We start from the raw sequence: 22,229 nt of genomic DNA on the forward strand, positions 1-22,229 counted from the left end.
CTCTTGCGGCCGCCCCTTACCTGTCGATCCTGACAGTGGGCTGCGCCCCCTCAGGGGCGCGGGGAACTGCGCGACCAGCCACGGACGGCCCGCGGCCTGAGCGAGACCGCACAGCCCCTCGAACCGAATCGGCCGAACCCGCGGAGCGCTCAGCTCCAGACGTTGCCCTGGTTCTGCCCGCGCGCCCCCTGCTGGCCCATGCCGTACTGCGCGGAGAGGCCCGAGCCGATCTGCGCGCCCTGCGGCGGCAGCAGCTCGCTGGGCTGGACCAGCGCGTAGCCGGTGCCCATGAAGCTCAGCTCCCAGCCCTCACCCGTGCTGCCGCGGCGCCGCCACACCCCGGAGGAGTGCGTCTGGGCCTGCATCTGCACCCGCAGGCTCGTCGACCAGGCGACGATGGCGTCGGCGTCGCAGTTGACGTACTTGTCGGGCGTCACCTGCATCAGCAGCGGCATCCCGGAGGTCATCAGAGCGACCTTGCCCCGGCCCGAGATGTTGAGCTGGTACTTCCCGGAGCCGGAGATGCCGTACAGGCTGTCCACGGCGATGACCTCGTGGTGCAGGGAGGAATCCATCGCCAGCACGTAGCTGCTGTCGACGGTGAGGCCGTCCTGGTCCACGTCCATGATGTGCACGTGCTGCTTGAGGTTGGCGAGGTAGACCGTGCCCTGCCCGTGGCAGCGCATCAGGTCGAGACCCTCACCGGTCTGCGCACGGGCACGTGACTGCTGGTTGGTCTGGAACTCGGCGTCGAACTCGACGAGGCCCTGGTAGGCGACCATGGTGCCCTTGCGGGCCAGGACGTCGTCGTGGCCTTCCAGGGTGACGCGCAGCATCTGCTTGTTCTGCAGGCTCCAGCGCTCCTGGGTCTGCTGCTCGTTGTAGGCGAAGATCGGGCTCTGCATGACGTGTGGCTCCCCCTCAGCCCCGGACCCGGAGGCGGTCGGTACTGTCCTCGCTGGGCTGGACGACGACGATGCCCTGACCGGAGAAGGCCATCTGGTAGGCCTCGCCGCTGCCGCGGCCGATCAGCGACTGCGCACGGAAGCTGCGCTTGCCCTTCACCTTGAGGTTCGGGGACCAGGCGACGAGCGCGTCGGGGTCGACGTAGGTCTCGTCCTCGCCACCTCCGCAGTCGACGACGATGGGCTTGCCCCGGGAGGTCAGCGCGACCCAGCCCTGCCCGGAGATCTTGGTGTTCCACAGGCCCTGCCCGGCGAACTTCGCCAGGCCCTTCACTCGCTCCACGCCCCAGGTGAGGTGGGCGTCGAAGGCCAGCAGATTGGTGGCGTTGACCGAGATTCCGTCGCCGTTGAGATTGATGACGACGACGTTCGCCCCGTAGTCGGCGAGGTAGAGCAGACCGTCGCCGGAGCACTTCATGAGGGGCGCGCCCTCACCGGTGAGCCAGTCCTTGGCGATCTGGCGCACGGCCGGCGGGTTGGGCTCGTACTGCACGAACCCCTCGTAGGCGACCATCGACCCCACGCGCGCGAAGAGGTCGTTCCCGGTCTGCATGGCCACCTTCAGCATGTGGTTGCCGTGGTTCTCCATGCGGGCGGTGACGGGTGCGGGGGCGTGGCCCGCGAGTTGCTGTGTCATGACGGGCTCCCTCAGACCTCGTACGGCTGGACGACGATGAAGTTGCCGGGCGCTCCCCGGAACTGGAGGTTGACGCTCTCCCCCGTGTCACCGGGGTAGGCGTTGCGGCGCATCCGCACCTGGCTGGAGACGACGACCTGGGCGGCGGCCGACCAGGCGACCACGGCGTTGCAGTCGGCGAACGTGGTGGGGGTGACCGGCAGCACCACGGGTGTGCCATGCGTCTTCACGACGATGGTGCCGGTGCCCTGGAACTGCATGGTGAACAGCGCGCCACCGGGGATGCCGTGGCCCTCGATGCGGCGGACCTCGTAGGTGAGGCTCTCGTCGAAGGCGAGGACGTTCTCGGCGGAGACGCAGACGGCGTCGCCCTGCAGCTCCAAGGGGTGCAGCATGGTCGAGTTCTCGGCGAGGAACACCTGCCCCTGACCGGTACAGCGCATCAGCTGCATCTCCTGGCCGGTCGCGTTGCCCACGATCCGGCCGGCGAAGCCCGCGCCCTTGTAGCTGAAGTCGACCTTGCCCTGGTAGAGCACCATGCTGCCCTGCCGGGCCAGTACGGGCTGTCCGCCGATGCCGAGGTCGACGCGCACGAGCTTCTTGTTCTGCTGCGTCCAGCGCTGCCCGGTGGGGGTCTCCTTGAACTGCTGGAGCGCGGCGGACACACCCGGGCCCTGAGGAGCGCCTTGCGGGGCACCCTGCGGGGCTCCGTAGGGTGCCTGCCCGAACGGCGGCTGCTGCTGACCGTAGCCCGGGGGCGGCGTGGGCTGGCCATAGCCGGGGGGCGGGGCCGGAACGTGGGGCGCCTGTGGCGCATGGGGGGCCTGAGGCTGACCGTATCCGGGCGGCGGCGGGGCCGTCTGGCCGGGGACCTGGCCGGGCTGCTGCGGCTGCTGGCCGGGCTGGCCGTACGGCGCGGGCGCCGGGGCCGGGGGCGGCACCGGGGAACCACCGGGCGGGGTGTGCAGGGGGGCGACGATGGTCGGGGCGGCGTGCACCTGGGGTGCGGGCGCCGGGGACGGAGGCGGGGTGTGGCCGGGCGGGGGCGCGAAGCCCTGCGCGGCGGGCTGGGGTGCGGGGGCCGGGGGCGCCGCAGGTGCGGGGTCCGGGGGCGCCGCAGGTGCGGGGGCGGGCGCGGGCTCCGGTGTGCTGGGGACACCGAACGCGGGCGGGGCGAAGCCGGGTGCGGCGGCGCTCTGCGGCTGCTGCGGGGCCGGCGCGGGTGCCTCGTCTTCGGCGACCTCGCCGCCGAAGTTCTTCAGCAGCGCCTCCAGACCCCCGTCGAAGCCCTGCCCGACGGCGGCGAACCGCCAGACGTTCTTCAGGTAGAAGTCGCCCAGCATCACGGCCCGTTCGGTGGAGAACTCCGAGCCGTTGAAGGAGTAACGCGCCACTTCCTCGCCGCCCGCGACGATACGGATGTATCCGGGGGCGATCTGCGACATCTGGCCGGCGCCGTCGAGCGTCGCGGTGAAGGACAGCTTCTGGATCTGCGGCGGGATCCGGTCGAGCGTCACCCGGAAGGACTCGGTGTCCCCCGCCTGGGCGCCCAGGAGCTGAATGGACTCCTCGGGGGACTTCGGCTGGTTGAAGAAGACGAAGTACCGGTCGTCCGAGAGCCGTTCGTCGGCGTCCAGGCCGAAGCAGCTGATGTCGAAGCTCAGTCCGGGGCCGGCGATCTGTACACCTACGTACAGATCCGTACCCGCGGTGAGGTCACTGATCCTGGCCTTGTGGCCGCGTTGGAATTCCCTGGCCATGCGTAACGACCGTCCCCCATCCAGAACGTAAGTGCGTCGCGCCAGGCTAACGGCAAACCCGGACATCGGACGAGGTCGGTACAGAGCCGGTACACAACGCCCACGCAGCCGTATCGGCTGTTCGCTCGCGGAAAGCGGTCGATCATCCGGCTGGGTCGTCGCCCCTGGTGCCGGGCACATGGGGCAACCGCTCGGCGGCGACCACTCCTTCGAGATATCCCCGGGCCCGTTCCGTGCGCGGGTAGGCCTCCAGGAGTTCCCAGAAGCGTGGTCCGTGTCCGGGAACGAGCAGATGCGCGAGCTCGTGGAGGAGGACGTAGTCGACGACGTACTCGGGCATGCCCTGGAGGCGGTGCGAGAGGCGGATGCTGCCCTCGGCGGGGGTGCAGGAACCCCAACGGGTGTTCTGGTTGGTCACCCAGCGCACCGTCGCGGGCCGGGCCCGGCCGTCGAAGTACTGGTCCGAAAGGCGCCGGGCCCGCTCGGCCAGCTCGGCGTCCCCGAGGGCCCGCTTGCTCTCCTGGGCGGCCAGCTTGTCGAGCATGACGGTCACCCAGCGCTGTTCCTCCGCCTCGGACATCCGGGCGGGGATGAGGACCACGGTGCGATCGCCCTCGCGGTACGCGGAGACCGTTCGGCGTCGGCGGGCGCTCCTGCGTACCTCGATCGCGCTCGCCCCTGAGCCGCTCGGCGGCTGGCTCGTCGTGCTGCGCTGTGCGGTTCCGGCGCGGTGCAGTGGGTCGGCGGGCACGCCCCGACGTTACCCGCTGCACACGGGGAAGTCCCGACTCCGGAGCGCTTCGGTGCCGCCGTCGGCACAGGCCGCCGGATTTGTACGACACGGGCGCCGGGTCGTATGACACGGGCGCCGGGTTTGTCAGGTTCGGTCGCCGGTCGGCAGGGCGCGGTTGCGGTGTGGCGGCACGACCGCAGGTCGCACGGCACGGCACGGCACGGCACGGCCACCGGATCATATGAACCGATCGCCGAGTCACACGCACCGGCCGCCGGACCGGTACGACTAATTCCCGCGCCTGTGGACAACTTTCAGCAGGCCGCAGCCGGGTTGGGCATGCTGGATCTCGTCGGCGAAGCCACGGCGAGGCCGGTCCGGGACCAGGGGCCGCGCCGCCGTGGGCCGTCGGCGTACGGGGACGATCTACGGCATACGGGGGCCTGGCATGCATCCGATGGTGAAACCCGCGCTCAGGCGCGGCTGGCGCGACCTCAACACCGTGCAGTTCGGGATGACACCGGCGCACGCGATGACGCTCGGCCCGATGGACCTGGCCACGGGCAGCTTCCTCGACCTGCTGAACGGCACCCGAGGGCTGGAGCTGCTCCGCGAGGAGGGACGCCGCATGGACCTGCCCGACGGTCATGTCGACAAGCTGCTGCGGGGGCTGGCCCTGGCCGGACTGCTGGACGACGCCCGCGGCGGCGGGCCGGCCGCAGACGCACTGCGGAAGAAGAAGGAGGTCCTCGACCGGCTGCGCCCCGACCTCGCCTCCCTTTCCCTGACGGCATCGACGCCCGGTGACGCGATCGGGCAGCTGGCCGCGCGGCGCTCGCAACGCGTACAGGTGCGAGGCGCGGGCCGGGTGGGTGCCGTGCTGGCCTCGCTCCTGGCCGGAGCCGGCGTGGGCAAGGTGGACGTGATGGACGGCGGTCGTGTGGAGCCGTGGGACGTCGCGCCGGGCGGGCTTCCCCCGGATGCCGTCGGCGACCGCAGGGACGAGTCGGCCCGCCGTGCCGTGCGCCGGGCGGCACCCGCCCGGCCGCCGCGCGGCGCGGCGGCGCAGGCGCCCCCGGTGGACGGCGACCCGGGATTCTCGCTCGTGATTCTCGCCCCGAGGGACGATGTCGCCGTGCACGCCCCCGACCCGGCCGCCGCGGAGCCGCTGATGGCGTCCGGTACACCCCATTTATACGCCGGTGTCGTGGAGGGCACCGGCGTGGTCGGTCCTCTCGTCCTGCCCGGCGAGACGGGATGCGCCGGATGCCTGCACGAGGACCGCGTGGACCGGGACTCCACCTGGCCGCGTCTGGTCGCCCAGTGGCGTTCCGGCAAGCAGCGGCAGGTGCCGCCCTGCGACCTGGCACTGGCCACGGCCGTGGCCGGACTCGCGGCCGCGCACGCACTCGCTTTCCTCGACGGCCGGGCCCCCTCCAGTTGCGGAGCACGCTGGGAGTGCTCCGCCCCTGCTCTTCACTGGTGTGCGCGGCCGGTCCGGGCGCATCCGGCATGCCCGTGCGCTGCGGCGAAGAGAGAAAAAGGGGAGCGCCCCTCGGAGGACGCGGAGTCACACGAGACAATGGCTGTGCAACGGCCGTCGGAGCAGTGCCGTGAGGCAGAGGCGGAGCGGCCGGCTGGGACTTGGAGGGCGCATGTCTGATCTTCCCCGGAAGGCGGTTACCCGGACCGCCAAGCTCGCCGCGCTCCCGCTCGGCATCGCCGGGCGGGCGACCTGGGGATTCGGCAAGCGGATCGTCGGTGAATCCGCCGAGCTCGTCGGCCGCGAACTCCAACAGCGCACGGCCGACCAGCTGTTCAAGGTGCTGGGTGAGCTCAAGGGCGGCGCGATGAAGTTCGGCCAGGCCCTGTCCGTCTTCGAGTCCGCGCTGCCGGAGGAGGTGGCCGGCCCCTACCGGGCCGCGCTGACCAAGCTCCAGGAGGCGGCGCCCCCCATGCCGACCCGGACCGTGCACGCGGTGCTCGAGGAGCGGCTCGGCGAGGGCTGGCACGAGCTGTTCCTGGAGTTCGAGGACAAGCCCGCCGCGGCGGCGTCGATCGGCCAGGTCCACCGAGGGGTGTGGCACGACGGCCGCGAGGTGGCCGTCAAGGTGCAGTATCCGGGTGCGGGCGAGGCCCTGCTGTCGGATCTGAACCAGCTGAGCCGCTTCTCCCGCCTGCTCGGCCCGCTGATTCCCGGCATGGACATCAAGCCCCTGATCACAGAGCTGAAGGACCGCGTCTCGGAGGAGCTGGACTACGGTCTGGAAGCCCAGGCCCAGCAGGCCCACGCGGAGGAGTTCACGGACGACACGGACGTGGTCGTGCCGCAGGTGGTGCACCAGTCCGACCAGGTCCTGGTCACGGAGTGGATGGACGGCATCCCGCTGTCGGAGATCATCTCGGACGGCACCCAGGAACAGCGCGACCGTGCCGGTCAGCTTCTGGCCCGCTTCCTGTTCTCCGGTCCCGCCCGCACGGGTCTGCTGCACGCCGACCCCCACCCGGGCAATTTCCGGCTCCTGCCCGGCGGCCCGGCAGGCGAGGACGACTGGCGCCTGGGAGTGCTGGACTTCGGCACGGTCGACCGGCTTCCGGGGGGCCTGCCGGCCACCATCGGCGAGTCCCTGCGGATGACCCTCGACGGTGAGGCCGAGGCGGTCTACGAGCTGCTCTGCGCTGAGGGATTCGTCAAGGAGACCATAGAGCTGGACCCGGACGCCGTCATGGACTACCTGCTGCCGATCATCGAGCCGGCCCAGGTCGAGGAATTCACCTTCACCCGGGGGTGGATGCGCAGCCAGGCGGCGCGGGTCGCCGACCCCCGTTCCCCGGCCTACCAGCTCGGCAAGCAGCTCAACCTGCCCCCGTCCTACCTGCTGATCCACCGGGTGACGCTGAGCACGATCGGTGTGCTGTGCCAGCTGGGGGCAACGGTGCGGCTGCGCGAGGAGCTGGAGGAGTGGCTGCCGGGGTTCGTCCCGGAGGATCCGGCGGACGGCGAGGAGGCGGTGGCGCAGGCCTGAGTGCCGACCTCGGGCTTCACCACCAGTCCGAGTCCAGGCGCCCCTCGATGGACCTGAGGTTCTCCCGGGAGCAGGCGTCGCAGTAATGGCGAAGGGCGCCGTCCTCCATGGAGTACGTCCAGGTGAGAGGTGGGTTCACGGTCAGCACTTCGGCCGATGTGCCGCAGCGCGCGCAAGTGAAGCGCCGCGGTTCAGCGGCGGGACCGCGGGCGCTGCCTCCCGGAGGACTCGTCACCCGGCGACGATACCTCCGCCCCGGCGACGCGGCGGTACAACGCCCGGGGGGCACACCCCATGGGCACGCTGGGCGACGGCCCCGCTCGGTCAGCGTGCCGCCCCGGCCCGGCGGACATCGCACACCCGGACCGACGGGCCCCATCGGCTCGGCGGGCACCAGACACGGACCAGGCAGGCGGCGTGCGTGCGCCTGCCCGGGCGGACAACGCGCCGCGGGGGCCGGTCCGTTCGGTACGGATCGGCCCCCGCGGTGAGGAGTCGGCTGCGGCAGTGCGGTCTCCTGTTCCGGAGAGCCCCGCTTCAGGTGCAGCGGATTACTGCATGACCGCCATGGCGAGCGCCCGGCGGGCACGCAGCGACGCGCGCTCCGCCCTGCGCTGCATCCGGCGGGCGGATGCCAGGCGCACGGCCAGGCGATCCCGCTCCGCCTCTTGCAGTCGCTCGCGCATATGCGCACGAGCCATGGCTTCGGGAATGAGTTGCATCTCTCGGGTCCTGTTCTGACGCGAGTCCTTCGCGCCGCTGGTGGGGAAGTCTTGGGTCGCCGAGCCGGCGGGCTCGTCAGTGGACGGCTTCATCGGGGCCTGCTTCTGGGGGTCGTGCGTGAGGGGACGGTCGATCGTTCCTGCGGTGTTCATGCCGTGACCGGGTTCTTGCGCGGGCGGCCGCGCGGCCGCTTCCGGGCGACGACGACACCCTGGACGAACAGCTCGCCACCCCAGACGCCCCAGGGCTCACGCCGCTCCTTGGCACCGGCGAGGCAGGCCTCGACCAGCGGGCAGGTGCGGCAGAGGGACTTGGCGTACTCGACGTCCGCGGGCGACTCGGCGAAGAAGACCTCCGGGTCGTAGGAACGGCACGGGACGGGTACGCCGAGGTTCTCGATGGCGTCGTCGAGCGCGGTGAGCGCGGTGAGCGGGGTCAAGGCGGGGTCCTCCGTGGAGCCGGGCTTGGGGATCGTGTCGGAAGGCGGTACGGACGGGGCGTGCGCTTCGAGTTGCACGGTTCGTCTTCCTCGTCAGGTCGTCCGGCCTGTTGGCCGGGGGGTGGTGGTACCGGGTTCTTTTCTTGTCCCGAGGCTCCTTCGGTCCGTCGTCCCTGTTCAGGGACAAACAGAAGGGCCGCGGATCCCGGATGGGGTTCCGCGGCCCTGAAGGCGCCGGCCTGATCGGCGATCAGGCTGGATCACTCCAGGGTTCTGGCCCACGGAAGGCCCACATCTGGTGGTGCTGCGTCGTCTGCTTCCGGAATCCGGCACCGGTCGCCGTAAAGGCATAGGCCTGCGCCTGTGCCGTTACTGCCGCTTCCAGTGCCTTGGTCGGTCGCTCATTGCGCTCACGGACGGGAAGGCCCGCGGGAGCAACGGAGGAGGACGCCGGGAGGACGGCACGAATGCCGGACAGACCGGTGCCCAGGTTCGAAACGCCGAGCATGCACACGGAGACGGCCGAGCGATCGGTCATTTTCACGATGCTGACGGAGCTGGTGTTGATGCTGATCACTGGACTCGCCTCCTCTCGGCGTCTAGGGGGACCGGGTGAACCAGTCCGACGGATACGCAAGTACAACACGGAATCAGGGCCTCCGAGAAGGCCGCTGCTCTCGTGCCTAAGAACCTATGGGGATTGCTGGGGCATGCGCAAACTATTTTTTCGACGAGTTCGTGTCAGTCCTCATCCGTGCTCTCCGCGCCTGACTGGCCTGCGCAGATGGCCAGTACGTCGGCCCCGTAGCGGGTGAGCTTGCGCATGCCGACGCCCGGGATGCGGGCGAGCTCACATTCGTCGTCGGGGGCGGACTCGGCGATCGCCATCAGCGTCCTGTCCGTGAACACGCAAAAGGCGGGCTGACCACTGCTGCGCGCCTGGTCGGCCCGCCACTCGCGCAGCCGCTCGTACAGGCCCTCGTTCATGTCGGAGGGGCAGTCGTCGCAGCGCATCAACTTCATCTCGCCCGGGTCGGTGAGCGTGCGGCCGCAGACCCGGCAGCGGGCGGGAACGCGTGAGGTCCGCCTCGGGGCGGACTCCCTGGTTCCGGAAATTCCGCGCTCGATCCCGCCCGCCCCGCCGGAGGCGGCACGGCCCGTCGTGGCCGTCGAGCCCGGGCGCAGTCCGTCGAGGAAACGGCTGGGACGGCGGTTGGGGCGGCCGCCGGGCGAGCGGGAGAGCGCCCAGGAGACATGGAGGTGTTCGCGTGCGCGGGTGACCCCGACATAGAGGAGGCGGCGCTCCTCCTCGATCTGTTCGTCGGTCTTCGCGTAGGTGATCGGCATCATGCCCTCGGCCACACCCACGAGGAAGACGACATCCCATTCCAGGCCCTTGGCCGAGTGCAGCGAGGCGAGGGTGACGCCCTGCACGGTGGGGGCGTGCTGGGCGTTCGCCCGTTCGTCGAGTTCGGCGACGAGGTCCGACAGGGTGGCGCCCGGCTTGGCGGCGGCGAAGTCCTGAGCCAGGTTCACCAGGGCGGCCAGGGACTCCCAGCGCTCTCTCACCGCACCGGAGCCGGCCGGCGGCTGGGGCGTCCAGCCCTCTCCCGACAGAACGGCGCGCACCTGGGAAGGGAGGTCGACGGCGTCGTCGAGAAGGGAGTCGTTGCCGCCGAAGCGGGCCGCGCCGCGCAGGGCGATGCCCGCCTTGCGCACCTCCGGGCGGTCGAAGAAGCGCTCGGCGCCGCGCAGCTGATAGGGCACCGCGGCGTCGGCGAGGGCCTGCTCATAGGTCTCGGACTGCGCGTTGGTACGGAAGAGGATCGCGATCTCGGAGGCCGGGACCCCCGAATCGATGAGCTCCCGGATCCGGCGGGCCGCGCCTTCCGCCTCGGCGGGCTCGTCGGTGTACTCGCAGTAGACCGGCTCGGGCCCCGCGGCGCGCTGGGAGACGAGCTCCAGGCGGTGGTCGGCGGCCCGGCCCCGGGCCTGGGCGAGCAGGCCGTTGGCGAGGTGGACGACCTGGGGGGTGGAGCGGTAGTCGCGGACCAGCTTGACGACGGTGGCCCCGGGGTGGCGGGTGCGGAAGTCGAGCAGGTGGTCGGGGGTGGCTCCGGTGAAGGAGTAGATCGTCTGGCTGGCGTCCCCGACCACACACAGGCTGTCCCGTTCGCCCAGCCACAGTTCGAGCAGGCGCTGCTGGAGGGGGCTGACGTCCTGGTACTCGTCGACCACGAAGTGCTGGTACTGGGCGCGGATCTGCTCCGCGATGTCGTGCCGGTCCTGCAGGACGGCCACGGTCAGCAGCAGCACGTCCTCGAAGTCGATGACGGACCGCTCGCGCTTGACGTCCTCGTAGGCGGCGTAGAGCTGGGCGATCTCGGCGGGGTCGCGGGGGGACTCACGGCCGGCCTTGGCGGCGGCGGGCGCGTAGTCGGCGGGGACGGTCTGGGTGACCTTGGACCATTCGATCTCGGCGGTGACGTCCCGCAGCTCTCCGCGGTCGAGCCGGATGCGGCAGGCGGCCGCCGCGTCGGCGACGAGCTGGATCTTGCGGTCGATGAGCCGGGGCATGGAGCCACCGACCGCTTTCGGCCAGAAGTACTGGAGCTGGCGCAGTGCGGCCGAGTGGAACGTTCGCGCCTGGACGCCGGCGGCGCCGAGCTGGCGCAGCCGTCCGCGCATCTCCCCGGCGGCGCGGTTGGTGAAGGTGACGGCGAGGACGCTGGAGGGGTGCAGGATGCCCGCGCGCACTCCGTAGGCGATGCGGTGAGTGATCGCCCGGGTCTTGCCCGTGCCCGCGCCCGCCAGGACGCACACCGGACCGTGCAGGGCCGTGGCCACCTCGCGCTGCTCGGGGTCGAGCCCTTCGAGCACGGCGTCGGCGGAGTCCGGTACCTGTGGGAACAGGGTGGAGTGCGTTGCTGCTGTCACACCGCCATGCTGCCAGGTCACGCGAGACGGCTGCTCCGGTTGTCCACAGGCAGGCACTGATAGTCGTACGAATGCGGCAGGCGTCACGTCTGCCCGGTCTCCGGGCCCGGGAATGATGGACGTTTCACATACGTTCTGTCACTGCGACCACCCGCCCCGAGCCACCTGAGGAGCACGAGAGACATGCTGGGCACTGTGACGATGTACAGCACCACGTGGTGCGGCTACTGCCGCCGGCTGAAGAGCCAGATGGACCGCGAGGGCATCGCGTACACCGAGATCAACATCGAGCAGGACCCGGAGTCCGCCGCCTTCGTGGAGAAGGCCAATGGCGGAAACCAGACGGTGCCCACCGTCCTGTTCCCGGACGGCTCGACGCTCACGAACCCCTCGCTGGCTCAGGTGAAGCAGAAGATCGGCGCCTAGTCAGCCGTGTGCTTCTCCACGGAAGGCGGCTCCTGAGGCGGCTCAGGGGCCGCCTTCTCGTGGGCGCTCCCACACCGCGACGTAGCGCCACAACAGCGTGCGGCGGACGGTGCAGCCGGGCAGGAGGCGGTGGAGCGCCCGCCGGACCTCCGCCCAGGACATGTGCACGTCTTCCATGGGCATGCCGTCGGGGGTGCGCTTGCCGCCGTTCCGGCGGGCGAGGAGCAGGCTCACCGGCACGCCACAGGCACTGATGAGCCAGTCCAGGAACGTTCGGTTGGCGGCCATGCCGACGATCACGAGGCGTCCACCGGGCGCGGTGAGCCGGGCCAGGCGGGTGACCGCCTCCTCGAACGGCGCGTGGTGCACCACAGCCACCGCGCTGACGAAGTCGTATCCGCCCTCCGGCAGGTCACCGGCGGTGAGGAAGTCCGCCTCCACGTAGGTGACGTTGCCCGGTCCGCGCGGGTACCGGCGGGCGAGTTCGATCATCTCCGGCGAACGGTCGACGCCCGTGGCGGACGCCGACCGTGCCGCGAGCTTGCGGGCGAGCAGTCCGTCGCCACAGCCGACGTCCAAGGCCGTGCGGCTGCCGTCCGGCACGGCGGCCAAGATCACCGGATGGTGATGGACGTTGTGGTTCCAGTACGGGTCGGGCCCCCGCCCGCCCGTCAGACGGCGCTCCGCGTCGGGAGTGGCTTGCCGTACCAGAGTTCGATCAGGCGCGCCGCGATCGAGATGCCGTAGGGCGGGAGCACCTCGCCGGACTCGAAGGCGGCGTGCAGTTCCTCCCGGGAGAACCAGCGGGCCTCGTGGATCTCGTCGCCGTCGACCTCGATCTCGGTCGAGGTGGCGCGGGCCATGAAGCCCAGCATGAGGCTCGACGGGAAGGGCCAGGGCTGGCTGGCGACGTACTCGACCTGGCCGACGCTGATGCCGACCTCCTCGTGCACCTCGCGGCGCACCGACTGCTCGATGGCCTCGCCGGGCTCGACGAAGCCGGCCAGCGTCGAGAAGCGGCCCTCGGGCCAGTGGACCTGGCGGCCGAGCAGGATGCGGTCGTCCTCGTCGGTCACGGCCATGATCACGGCGGGGTCGGTGCGCGGGTAGTGCTCCGCGCCGCAGGCCTGGCAGCGGCGGATGTGTCCGGCGGCAGCGATGACGGTGCGCTCGCCGCAGCGCGAGCAGAAGCGGTGCGTGCGCTGCCAGTTCTCCAGTCCCACCGCGTGCACCATCAGGCCCACGTCGCGGGCCGACAGCAGGGCGCCCGCCTCACGCAGGCCGGCCGGGCGAGCGGACTGGTCCATCCGTCCGGGCAGGGAGTCCTTCTGGAGGGCGAAGTAGCTGACGCCGTCCTTGTCGATACCGAGGAAGTAGCGGTGTGCCTCGGTGAGGGGGGCCTCGAAGGAGGGGGTCATGACGAGTTCGGTACGCCCGTCCGCCGTCTCGTCGATCAGGACCTGCCCGCCGGAGACCACGAAGCAGCGCGTCGTGGGGTGGCTCCATGCCGCCGCGAGCCAGGCCTCGTCGAGCCGGTGGTGGGCGGCCCGGTCGATGCCGCTCGGGGCGGTGAGCGAGATGGGGCGGTCGGCGTTGTGGTCGGTCCAGGTGGTCACGGGTGCTTCCAACTCCCCGGTGCAAGGGTCGGGTTCGGCGGGCGGTTCGGCGGGACGTACGGCGGGGCGACCGGGTCCGGCGGGCTCGGGCGGTGGTGGGCGGCGTTTCCAGTGTGCCCCGCGCGCGTGGCCGGCCCGGACGGAACGGGAGGCTCAGGGCTCATTGCGCCAGTTCTCGGCGAGGTCACCCCACAGGTACGCGGTGGTCTCGACGCCCTTGAGGAGCAGGTCGAGTTCGACTTTCTCGTTCGGGGCGTGCCAGCCGTCCGAGGGGACCGAGATGCCCAGGAACAGCACGGGGGCACCGAGGACGTCCTGGAGGTCGGCGGCCGGGCCGGAGCCGCCCTCGCGTGTGAAGCGGACCGGCTGCTCGAAGGCACGGCCCATGGCGCGGGTGACCGACTGGAGGGCGGGGTGGTCCAGCGGCGTCAGGCAGGGCCGCGTGGCTCCGCTGAAGGTGATGTCGCAGCGGATCCCGGGTGGCACCTGCTGCTCGGCCCAGGCGCGGACGGCCTTCTCCACGTGGCCGGGGTCCTGGCCCGCCACCAGGCGGAAGGACAGCTTCACCATGGCGGAGGCGGGGATGATCGTCTTGCTGCCGTGGCCCTGGTAGCCGCCGCCGAGGCCGTTGACCTCCGCGGTGGGGCGGGCCCAGATCCGTTCCAGGGTGGTGTAGCCGTCTTCCCCCCGGGCGGCCTTCGACTTGGCCGTGCGCAGCCACTGCTGCTCGTCGAAGGGCAGTTCGGCGAAGAGTTCGCGCTCGCGGTCGGTGAGTTCGACCACGCCGTCGTAGAAACCGGGAATCGCCACGCGCGCGTGCTCGTCGTGCAGAGCGGCGACCAGGCGGGCCACGGCCGTCGCGGGGTTGGGCACCGCACCGCCGAAGGAGCCGGAGTGGATGTCCTGGTCGGGGCCGTACAGGCGTATCTCGCACTCGGCGAGGCCACGCATGCCGGTGCACACCGTGGGGGTGTCCTCGGACCACATGCCGGTGTCGGAGACGATCACGGTGTCGGTGGCGAGCCGCTCGGCGTGCTGCTCGACCAGGGCCCGGAAGTGCGGGGAGCCGGACTCCTCCTCGCCCTCGATCAGCAGCTTCAGGTGCACCGCCGGGGTCGTGCGGCCGGTGGCGGCGAGGTGGGCGCGGACACCCAGGGTGTGGAAGAACACCTGGCCCTTGTCGTCGGCCGCCCCGCGCGCGTAGAGGCGGTTGCCGCGCACGACCGGCTCGAAGGGCTCGCTGTCCCAGCCGTCCTCCCGGGCGGCGGGCTGCACGTCGTGGTGGCCGTAGACCAGCACCGTGGGCGCCTGGGGGTCGTCACAGGGCCACTCGGCGAAGACCGCGGGGGCGCCCGGGGTCGGCCACACCTCTGCTGCCGGGAAGCCGGTCTCCTTCAGCTTGGCGGCGAGCCAGTCGGCGCTGCGTCGTACGTCGGGCGCGTGGTCCGGCTGGGCGGACACCGACGGGATGCGCAGCCACTCGGCGAGGTCGTCGAGGAAGGCGGCGCGGTGCTGCTGGATGTACGTACGGACGACGCTGTCCGGGGTCTGGCTCATGGTCACGAGCCTATCGGCCCGCACCGACGTCCTCGGAGTGCGGTTCCTCACCGGACGCCGCCCCCGTCCGCGCGCTCGTCCGGGCCCCCGTCTCGTCTGCCGGGTCCTCCAGCAGCAGCCGCTCCAGGGCGGCCCGGTCCGGCAGCTCCGGGCGCACGACCTCCCCGCTGCGCACGTACAGGAACGCGGCCGTGACCGACTCCGGCGGCACGCCCCGCTGCTCGGCCCAGGCCAGGCGGTAGACGGCGAGCTGGAGCGGGTCGGCGGTCCGGGTACGGCTGGTCTTCCAGTCGAGGATCTCGTACGTCGCCTCGTCGCCGACGCCCTCCTTGTAGACGGCGTCGATGCGGCCCCGGACGATCCGGCCGGCGATCTCGAGCTGGACGGGAGCCTCCACCCGGTAGGGCGTGCGGTGCGCGTACGGGGTGCGCTCGAAGGCGTCCTTGAGGGCCTCCAGGTCCCGTTCGTCGGCGATCTCGGCCTCGCTGCCGGGCAGTTCCTCCGGTTCCAGCATGGGCAGGGTGAGCGCTTCGTAGCGGGCTTCGACCCAGGCGTGGAAGCGGGTGCCCCGCCGGGCCGCGGGCCGGGGCGGGCGGGGCATGGGGCGGGCCAGCTCCTGGGCCAGGCCGTCCGGGTCGGCGGCCAGGAGCAGCAGCTGGGAGGCGGAGAGCGAGGCGGGCAGGGGGACGTCGGTGACGCTGTCACGGGCGCGCAGGAGTTCGCCGGTGAGGGCGTCGAGGTCGCGGTCCCAGGAGGCGATGGTGCGGGCTTCCTCCGGGGTGAGCTGTGGGTGGTCCCGGCGACGGGGTCCCGGGTGTGCGGGAACCCTGGGGCGGGAGTGGGTGGCCCGGCCCTCCGGTGGCGTCGCCTGGTGGGGGACGGTGGGGCGGAGTGCGGCCCGGGCGTCACCGCCCGCCGGGTCTTTCCCGGAGGCGCTTTCGTCAGGGCGGCCCTCCGCGACGGAACCCTCACCGAAGGGGCTGTCTTCGGAAGGGCCATCGCCGAACGGGTCCTCGTCCAAGGGGTCCTCGTCCAAGGGGTCCTCGTCGAAGGGGTCCTCGTCGAACGGGTCCGGTTCGTCGTGCGGAGGCCCTTCGTGGGGAGGCTCGTCGTGGGGAGGCTCGTCGTCCTCGGGGGGCGGTGGCCACTCCGGATCGGCGAGGTCGTCCGGGTCGTGCGTGGCCGTGGGATGCCCGTCCTCCCGCGACGCGAGGTTCTCCAGGTGGGCGAGGACGGTCTCGGCGGCCGCCCGGCGGCGGGCCAGGGCCGTCTCGTCCAGGGGCAGCGGCCACACCTGATCGGCCGTCGCCTGGTGCAGGGCGGGGTTCTCCTCGTCCTCGGCGGGTTCGTCGGCCCAGGCCTCGATCTCGCCGTACCCGGCCTCGCAGTGCTCGTAGAGGGCCTGGAGGAAGGCGGACGGTCCGCGGCGCTTCTTCTGGGTCGGGCCCCACCAGTGGCCGGATCCCAGGAGGAGGGAGCGGGGCCGGGTGAAGGTGACGTAGCCGAGACGGAGTTCCTCGGTGTGCTGGTGGTCCTTCATGGCCTCGTGGAAGGCCTTCAGGCCCTTGGCGTCCCAGGACGGCACGTCGGGCAGGGTGTCGGCGTCACCGCGCAGCCCGTGCGGCAGGACCTTGCCCTGGGAGGTCCACTTCTCGCGGCCCTGGCTGCTGGGGAAGGTGCCGGTGACCAGGCCGGGGACGACCACGACGTCCCACTCCAGGCCCTTGGACTTGTGGGCGGTGAGCACCTTCACGGTGTTGTCGCCGCCCGGGAGGGCGTTGTCGAGCCCCTTCTCGTACTGGGCGGCGGTGCGCAGGAAGCCGAGGAAGGCGAGCAAGGTGGCCTCGTTGTCGCCGGCGGCGAAGGAGGCGGCGACGTCCAGGAAGTTGGACAGGGTCTCGCGGCGGCGGGCGGCCAGGGCGTGCGGGGACGCCGACAGCTCCACCTCCAGGCCGGTGACGGCGAGGACGCGGTGCAGGACGTCCATCAGCGGGTCGGCCAGGGAGCGGCGCAGCTCGCGCAGTTCGGTGGCGAGCCGGGCGAAGCGCACGCGCGCGTCGGGCGAGAACGGCAGTCCGTCGTCGTCCCCGCGGCCGTCCAGCGGTGTCTCGAGGAACGTGTCGAGGGCGTCCGCGAGGGAGATCACCTCCGACGGGTCGATCCCTTCGACGGCCTCGGCGAGGCGCCGGTCCTGGTCGTCGTCGTCCGCCACGCGCGCGTGGGCCACGAGAAGCCGGGCACGCCTCCCCAGGAGCGCGAGGTCGCGCGGGCCGATGCGCCAGCGGGGGCCGGTGAGCAGGCGTACCAGGGAGGCGTTGGCTCCTGGGTCCTGGAGGACCTCGCAGACGGCGACGAGGTCGGCGATCTCGGGCAGGTGCAGCAGTCCGGACAGGCCGACGACCTCGACCGGGACGTCCCGTGCGACCAGGGCGCCCTGGATCTCGGCGAAGTCGGTCGCCGTACGGCACAGCACGGCGATCTCGCCCGGTGGCGTGCCGGTCCGGACGAGGTGGGCGACGGAGTCGGCGGCCCAGTCGATCTCCTGGGCATGGGTGCGCAGCAGGGCGCAGCGGACCGTGCCGTCGTGCTCGGCGCCCGGGGCGGGGCGGAGGGCCTCCACACCGGCGTGGAGGGCGCGGAGGGGCTCCGCGAGGCCGTTGGCGAGGTCGAGGAGGCGGCCACCGCTGCGGCGGTTCTCACTGAGCGCCTGGCGGGTCGCGGGGCGGCCGTCGGCCTGGGCGAAGTGCTCGGGGAAGTCGTCGAGGTTGGCGACGGAGGCACCGCGCCAGCCGTAGATCGCCTGGCAGGGGTCGCCGACGGCGGTGACGGGGTGGCCGGTGCCCTCGCCGAAGAGGCCTGCCAGGAGGACGCGTTGGGCGACCGAGGTGTCCTGGTACTCGTCGAGCAGGACCACTCGGAACTCGTCGCGCAGGAGGCGGCCGACCTCGGGGACCCCGGCGAGCCGGGCCGACAGGGCGATCTGGTCGCCGAAGTCGAGCAGGTCCCGCTCGCGTTTGGCGGCCCGGTAGCGGGTGACCAGCTCGGCGAGTTCACGCCGGGCGGCGGCCGCTTCGGGGACCTTGCGCAGGTCGGCGTTGCTGAGTTTGGCGCCCCGCAGGGTCAGCAGCAGTTCGGCGTCGTGCGCGCGCAGGGCCTCCGGGCGTACGAGGTGCTCGGCGAGTTCGGCGTCGAGGGCGAGGAGGTCGCCCACCAGGTCGGGAAAGGAGCGGGTCAGGGCCGGGTAGGGCCCGGGGGCCTCGCGCAGGACACGCGCGGCGAGCTGGAAGCGGGTGGCGTCGGCCAGAAGCCGCGACGTGGGCTCCAGACCGATGCGCAGGCCGTGGTCGGTCAGCAGCCGGCCCGCGAAGGAGTGGTACGTGGAGATCACCGGCTCGCCCGGCGGGTTGTCCGGGTCGATGGCGTCCGGGTCGGTCACTCCGGCCTTCACCAGCGCCTTGCGGACACGCTCGGCGAGTTCGGCGGCGGCCTTGTTGGTGAAGGTGAGGCCGAGCACCTGTTCGGGGGCGACCTGACCGGTGCCGACCAGCCACACCACGCGTGCCGCCATCACCGTCGTCTTGCCCGAGCCGGCTCCGGCCACGATCACCTGTGGGGCGGGCGGCGCGGTGATGCAGGCCGTCTGCTCGGGGGTGAACGGGATGCCGAGGAGCTCTTTGAGCTGTTCGGGATCAGTGATACGGGCGGGCACATCGAAAGGCTAGCGGCGGCCACTGACAGAGCTGCCCGCACCGGCCTGCCGGGACGGAAGAAGCGCAGGTCAGCACAAGTGGTGCGATAGCTCACTCGATGACGTGACGCCCCTCCTGGCGCGCGCTGCACGAGGCCCGGAACGTGCAGTGGGTGCAGTGCTGCCCGGCGGTCGGCGTGAAGCGTTCGTCGAGGACCTTCCCTGCGGCGGTGGCGAGCAGGTCGCCGACCCACTCCCCCTCCAGCGGCTCCTGGGCCTGCACCTTGGGCAGGCTCTCGCCGCCGTCCCGTTTGGCCGCCCCCTGCCGGAGGTGGACGAGTTCGGCGCCGCCCGGTTCGGGACGTACGCCGTCGAAGGCCTCGTCGACGGCGCCCTCGCGGACGGCAAGCTGGTACACGGCGAGCTGCGGGTGGCGCTCCACCTCCTTGGAACTGGGCGCCTGCTTGCCGGTCTTGAAGTCGACCACATAGGCGCGGCCGTCGCCGTCCGCCTCGACCCGGTCCATCTGGCCGCGGATGCGCACCTGGTACTCGCCCGCTTCGAGGGTGACGTCGAAGTCGTGCTCGCTGGCCACGGGGGTGCGGCCGGTGCGGTTCATGACGTGCCACTGCAGGAACCGTTCGAGCGCCACGCGCGCGTTGTCCTTCTCCTGGGCCGACTTCCAGGGCGCGTCGAAGGCCAGCGCGTTCCACACCGAGTCGAGGCGTTCCATCAGGACGCCGAGATCGGCCGGGGTGTGCCCGGAGGCGACCTCGTCGGCGAGGACGTGCACCACGTTGCCGAAGCCCTGGGCGGCCGTCGCGGGCGTGTCGGCCTTCACCTCACGGCCCAGGAACCACTGCAGGGCGCAGGTGTTGGCCAGTTGGTCGAGCGCGCTGCCGGAGAGCACGACGGGCTGGTCGCGGTTGCGCAGCGGCACCTTGGACTCGGTCGGCTCGAACATGCCCCACCAGCGGTACGGGTGTGCGGACGGCACCAGGGGGCGGCCGTCCTCGTCGGCGAGTGCGGCGAGCCGGGCCAGACGGTGGGCGGCGGCCTCCCGGAGTGCGTCGGAGACGCGCGGGTCGACCGTGGTGGCGCGCAGTTCGGCGACGAGTGCCGCGACGGACAGCGGGCGACGGGGGCGGCCCGAGACGTCCTTGGGTTCGACACCGAGTTCGGTCAGAAAGCGGGAGGGCTGGTCGCCGTCGTCGGCGGGGGCCTTGACCGCGGTGACGACGAGGCGCTCCCGCGCGCGCGTGGCGGCCACGTAGAACAGGCGGCGCTCCTCGGCGAGCAGGGCGCCGGGGGTGAGGGGTTCGGCGAGGCCGTCGCGGCCGATGCGGTCGGCTTCCAGGAGGGAGCCGCGGCGGCGCAGGTCGGGCCACAGGCCCTCCTGGACGCCCGCGACGACCACGAGGCGCCACTGGAGGCCTTTGGAGCGGTGCGCGGTCATCAGGCGCACGGCGTCGGGGCGTACGGCACGCCGCGCGAGGGTGTCGGCGGCGATGTCCTCGGCGTCGATCTCCGCCAGGAAGTTCAGGGTGCCCCGGCCGCCGGTGCGCTCCTCGGCGCGGGCGGCGGTCGCGAACAGGGCACACACGGCGTCCAGGTCGCGGTCGGCGTTGCGTCCGGCGGCGCCGCCCCGGCGGGCGGCCCGTTCCAGCCGGGCGGGCCACGGTGTGCCCTGCCACAGGTCCCACAGCGCCTCCTCGGCCGTACCGCCGCCGGCCAGACGCTCACGGGCCTTGCGCAGCAGCGCACCGAGGCGCTGGGCGCCTCGCGCGTACGTGGGGTCGTGCACGGCGAGTCGCTCCGGCTCGGCGAGAGCCTGGGCGAGCAGCGCGTCGGAGGGCGGGGGCAACGGGTTGCCCGCGGCGCGCTCCTCGTCGCGCAGGGCGCGGCCGAGGCGGCGCAGGTCGGCGGCGTCCATGCTCGCGAGGGGAGAGGTCAGGAGGGTGAGGGCGGTTTCGGTGTCGAGCCAGCAGGCGGTCGCCCCCGCGTCGGGGGCGCCGTCAGATGCCGTTTCCCTGTCAGGGGCCCCGGCAGCTTCCGCGGGCTCCGCGTCGGGGGCACCGTCGGACGCCCTGCCCGTGTCAGCGGCCCCGGCAACTACCGCGGGCTCCGCGTCGAGCGCACCGTCAGATGCCGTTTCCCTGTCAGCGGCCCCGGCAACTACCGCGGGCTCCGCGTCGGGGGCACCGTCGGACGCCCTGCCCGTGTCAGCGGCCCCAGCAGCTTCCGCCGCGCCCGTGTCAGTGGCCCCGGCGGCTTCCGCCGTGGCCACCGCCCGCAGCGCCGTCAGGAGCGGTGCCACCGCCGGTTCGTGCCGCAGGGGCAGGTCGTCGCCGTCGACGTCCACGGGGACGCCCGCCGCCGAGAGGGCTCGGCGGAGCGTCGGGATGGTGCGGGACCCGGCGCGTACCAGGACGGCCATGTCCCGCCACGGGACGCCGTCCTCCAGGTGTGCCCTGCGGAGGATGTCGGCGATGTTGTCCAGCTCCGTCCCGGACGTCGGGTAGGTGTACACCTCGACGCGGCCGCCGTCGCGCACCGGGGTGAGTTCGCGATGGGCGCGGACCTTCTCGGCGGGCAGGCGGGTCAGGGGCATGCGCTGGGTGAGGAGGCGGGTGGCGGCCAGCAGGCCGGCACCGGAGCGGCGGGAGGTCCGCAGCACCGAGACGGGGGCCGGGCGGCCGTCCGCGCGCGGGAAGGCGTGCGGGAAGTCCAGGATGCCGTTCACGTCGGCGCCGCGGAACGCGTAGATCGACTGGTCGGGGTCGCCGAAGGCCACGAGCGTGCGGCCGCCGCCGGCGAGGGCGTCCAGCAGCCGCACCTGGGCGGGATCCGTGTCCTGGTACTCGTCGACGTAGACGGCGTCGTAGCGGGCGGCGAGCCACGCGGCGACTTCGGGGCGGCGGGCGAGGAGCACCGCGCGGTGGACGAGTTCCGCGTAGTCGATCACGCCCTGCAGGTCGAGCACGTCGAGGTACTCGGCGAGGAAGGCGGCCGCGGCGCGCCAGTCGGGCCGTCCCGTGCGGCGGGCGAAGGCGTCCAGGGCGTCGGGGCCGAGGCCGAGCTCACGGCTGCGGGCGAGGACCGCGCGGACCTCGTCGGCGAAACCACGGGTGGTCAGGCAGGCGCGCAGTTCGTCCGGCCAGCGCACGTGCGCCAGCCCGAGCCGTTCCAGACCGGCCTGTCCCGCGAGCAGCTCCCGCACGGAGACGTCCTGCTCGGGGCCGGACAGCAGGCGCAGCGGCTCCACGAAGAGGTCGCTGTCCTGGTGGGCGCGGACCAGGGCGTAGCAGAACGAGTGGAAGGTGGTCGCCCGGGGGGCGCGGGCTGCGCCGGTCCGCAGGGCCATGCGGTCACGCAGTTCGACGGCCGCCCGGCGGCTGAACGTGAGCACCAGGACGCGCTCGGGGTCCCCTCCCCGGGCGACGCGCTCGGCCACGGACTCGACCAGGGTGGTGGTCTTGCCGGTGCCCGGACCTGCCAGGACGAGCAGCGGACCGGCCGTGTGATCAACCACGGCACGCTGCGGGGCGTCCAGGAGAGGGGGGTCCATGCGGGCAGGAGGGGTACGTACCAGTCGGTAAGCGCCACGACTCCCCCGCCGCACCCGGGGGTGCGACAGGCCGCTGGTGGAGGAAGAGGAGCTCACGTGGTTCGCCGGTTCTGGTGGAAGTGCTGGGTGGCGGGCCACCGCGCGTGGCGGGCGG

At 72.3% G+C, this 22,229-nt stretch carries 17 protein-coding genes; 3 read left to right on the forward strand and 14 right to left on the reverse strand.

Going from position 1 to position 22,229, the window contains the following annotated elements; translation table 11 throughout:
- Positions 1-149: 149 nt before the first annotated feature.
- The 4 genes from AB0F04_RS11500 to AB0F04_RS11515 form a co-directional block, all read right to left on the reverse strand.
- On the reverse strand, positions 150-905 hold the full coding sequence (locus tag AB0F04_RS11500; RefSeq protein WP_362040149.1) for an AIM24 family protein: 756 nt from the start codon (positions 903-905) through the stop codon (positions 150-152).
- Positions 906-921: 16 nt separating this feature from the next.
- Entirely contained in the window at positions 922-1,602 is a 681-nt protein-coding gene (locus AB0F04_RS11505; RefSeq protein WP_053672370.1) for an AIM24 family protein, read from the reverse strand.
- An 11-nt stretch (positions 1,603-1,613) separates the two neighbouring features.
- The gene (locus AB0F04_RS11510) at positions 1,614-3,362 is read right to left on the reverse strand and encodes a TerD family protein (RefSeq protein WP_362040151.1); all 1,749 of its coding nucleotides are present in this window, start codon (positions 3,360-3,362) and stop codon (positions 1,614-1,616) included.
- A 142-nt stretch (positions 3,363-3,504) separates the two neighbouring features.
- Positions 3,505-4,113 (reverse strand): M48 family metallopeptidase, encoded by a 609-nt coding sequence (locus tag AB0F04_RS11515; protein ID WP_362040152.1) that lies wholly within the window; start codon positions 4,111-4,113, stop codon positions 3,505-3,507.
- A gap of 430 nt (positions 4,114-4,543) precedes the next feature.
- On the opposite strand from AB0F04_RS11515, the gene AB0F04_RS11520 reads away from it, so the two are divergent.
- Positions 4,544-5,758 carry a ThiF family adenylyltransferase gene (locus AB0F04_RS11520; RefSeq protein WP_362040154.1) on the forward strand — a complete coding sequence of 405 codons (1,215 nt, stop codon included), beginning with the start codon at positions 4,544-4,546 and terminating at the stop codon, positions 5,756-5,758.
- On the forward strand, positions 5,751-7,121 hold the full coding sequence (locus AB0F04_RS11525) for an AarF/ABC1/UbiB kinase family protein (protein ID WP_362040156.1): 1,371 nt from the start codon (positions 5,751-5,753) through the stop codon (positions 7,119-7,121). Before AB0F04_RS11520 ends, AB0F04_RS11525 begins: the two co-directional genes overlap by 8 nt.
- Before the next feature lie 16 nt (positions 7,122-7,137).
- Here the strand turns inward: AB0F04_RS11525 and AB0F04_RS11530 are convergent, their stop codons facing one another.
- The 5 genes from AB0F04_RS11530 to AB0F04_RS11550 form a co-directional block, all read right to left on the reverse strand.
- Positions 7,138-7,356, reverse strand: coding sequence for a hypothetical protein (locus AB0F04_RS11530; RefSeq protein WP_362040158.1), 219 nt, complete (start codon positions 7,354-7,356; stop codon positions 7,138-7,140).
- 316 nt (positions 7,357-7,672) lie between these two features.
- On the reverse strand, positions 7,673-7,996 hold the full coding sequence (locus tag AB0F04_RS11535; RefSeq protein WP_352098320.1) for a hypothetical protein: 324 nt from the start codon (positions 7,994-7,996) through the stop codon (positions 7,673-7,675).
- Complete coding sequence (locus AB0F04_RS11540) at positions 7,993-8,361, reverse strand: WhiB family transcriptional regulator (protein WP_033313877.1); 369 nt, start codon at positions 8,359-8,361, stop codon at positions 7,993-7,995. Before AB0F04_RS11540 ends, AB0F04_RS11535 begins: the two co-directional genes overlap by 4 nt.
- Positions 8,362-8,533: 172 nt before the next feature.
- Positions 8,534-8,860: a hypothetical protein gene (locus AB0F04_RS11545; protein WP_362040160.1), complete on the reverse strand. Its 327-nt coding sequence runs from the start codon at positions 8,858-8,860 to the stop codon at positions 8,534-8,536.
- Positions 8,861-9,024: 164 nt separating this feature from the next.
- Positions 9,025-11,277, reverse strand: coding sequence for an ATP-dependent DNA helicase UvrD2 (locus AB0F04_RS11550; protein WP_362040162.1), 2,253 nt, complete (start codon positions 11,275-11,277; stop codon positions 9,025-9,027).
- A 126-nt stretch (positions 11,278-11,403) separates the two neighbouring features.
- On the opposite strand from AB0F04_RS11550, the gene AB0F04_RS11555 reads away from it, so the two are divergent.
- Complete coding sequence (locus AB0F04_RS11555) at positions 11,404-11,646, forward strand: mycoredoxin (protein ID WP_003992805.1); 243 nt, start codon at positions 11,404-11,406, stop codon at positions 11,644-11,646.
- A 42-nt stretch (positions 11,647-11,688) separates the two neighbouring features.
- Here AB0F04_RS11555 and AB0F04_RS11560 read toward each other — a convergent pair whose 3' ends face one another.
- From AB0F04_RS11560 to AB0F04_RS11580, 5 genes are all read right to left on the reverse strand, one after another.
- On the reverse strand, positions 11,689-12,249 hold the full coding sequence (locus AB0F04_RS11560) for a class I SAM-dependent methyltransferase (RefSeq protein ID WP_362040164.1): 561 nt from the start codon (positions 12,247-12,249) through the stop codon (positions 11,689-11,691).
- Positions 12,250-12,317: 68 nt separating this feature from the next.
- Positions 12,318-13,262, reverse strand: coding sequence for an NAD(+) diphosphatase (nudC, locus tag AB0F04_RS11565; protein WP_362040165.1), 945 nt, complete (start codon positions 13,260-13,262; stop codon positions 12,318-12,320).
- Positions 13,263-13,415: 153 nt separating this feature from the next.
- The gene (locus AB0F04_RS11570; protein WP_362040167.1) at positions 13,416-14,819 is read right to left on the reverse strand and encodes a dipeptidase; all 1,404 of its coding nucleotides are present in this window, start codon (positions 14,817-14,819) and stop codon (positions 13,416-13,418) included.
- A gap of 10 nt (positions 14,820-14,829) precedes the next feature.
- Entirely contained in the window at positions 14,830-18,528 is a 3,699-nt protein-coding gene (locus AB0F04_RS11575) for an ATP-dependent DNA helicase (RefSeq protein ID WP_362040169.1), read from the reverse strand.
- A 91-nt stretch (positions 18,529-18,619) separates the two neighbouring features.
- The gene (locus AB0F04_RS11580; RefSeq protein ID WP_362040171.1) at positions 18,620-22,075 is read right to left on the reverse strand and encodes an ATP-dependent DNA helicase; all 3,456 of its coding nucleotides are present in this window, start codon (positions 22,073-22,075) and stop codon (positions 18,620-18,622) included.
- Positions 22,076-22,229: the final 154 nt, after the last annotated feature.

The sequence above is a fragment of the Streptomyces sp. NPDC029041 genome, from assembly GCF_040637515.1.
Taxonomy (GTDB): Bacteria; Actinomycetota; Actinomycetes; order Streptomycetales; family Streptomycetaceae; genus Streptomyces.

Bases quoted from the DNA above. Each gene is read 5' to 3' on its own strand.
- AB0F04_RS11500 (WP_362040149.1), bottom strand. From the start codon at position 905: ATGCAGAGCCCGATCTTCGCCTACAACGAGCAGCAGACCCAGGAGCGC.
- AB0F04_RS11525 (WP_362040156.1), top strand. From the start codon at position 5,751: ATGTCTGATCTTCCCCGGAAGGCGGTTACCCGGACCGCCAAGCTCGCC.
- AB0F04_RS11510 (WP_362040151.1), bottom strand. From the start codon at position 3,362: ATGGCCAGGGAATTCCAACGCGGCCACAAGGCCAGGATCAGTGACCTC.
- AB0F04_RS11555 (WP_003992805.1), top strand. From the start codon at position 11,404: ATGCTGGGCACTGTGACGATGTACAGCACCACGTGGTGCGGCTACTGC.
- AB0F04_RS11535 (WP_352098320.1), bottom strand. From the start codon at position 7,996: ATGAACACCGCAGGAACGATCGACCGTCCCCTCACGCACGACCCCCAG.
- AB0F04_RS11570 (WP_362040167.1), bottom strand. From the start codon at position 14,819: ATGAGCCAGACCCCGGACAGCGTCGTCCGTACGTACATCCAGCAGCAC.
- AB0F04_RS11580 (WP_362040171.1), bottom strand. From the start codon at position 22,075: ATGGACCCCCCTCTCCTGGACGCCCCGCAGCGTGCCGTGGTTGATCAC.
- AB0F04_RS11505 (WP_053672370.1), bottom strand. From the start codon at position 1,602: ATGACACAGCAACTCGCGGGCCACGCCCCCGCACCCGTCACCGCCCGC.
- AB0F04_RS11520 (WP_362040154.1), top strand. From the start codon at position 4,544: ATGCATCCGATGGTGAAACCCGCGCTCAGGCGCGGCTGGCGCGACCTC.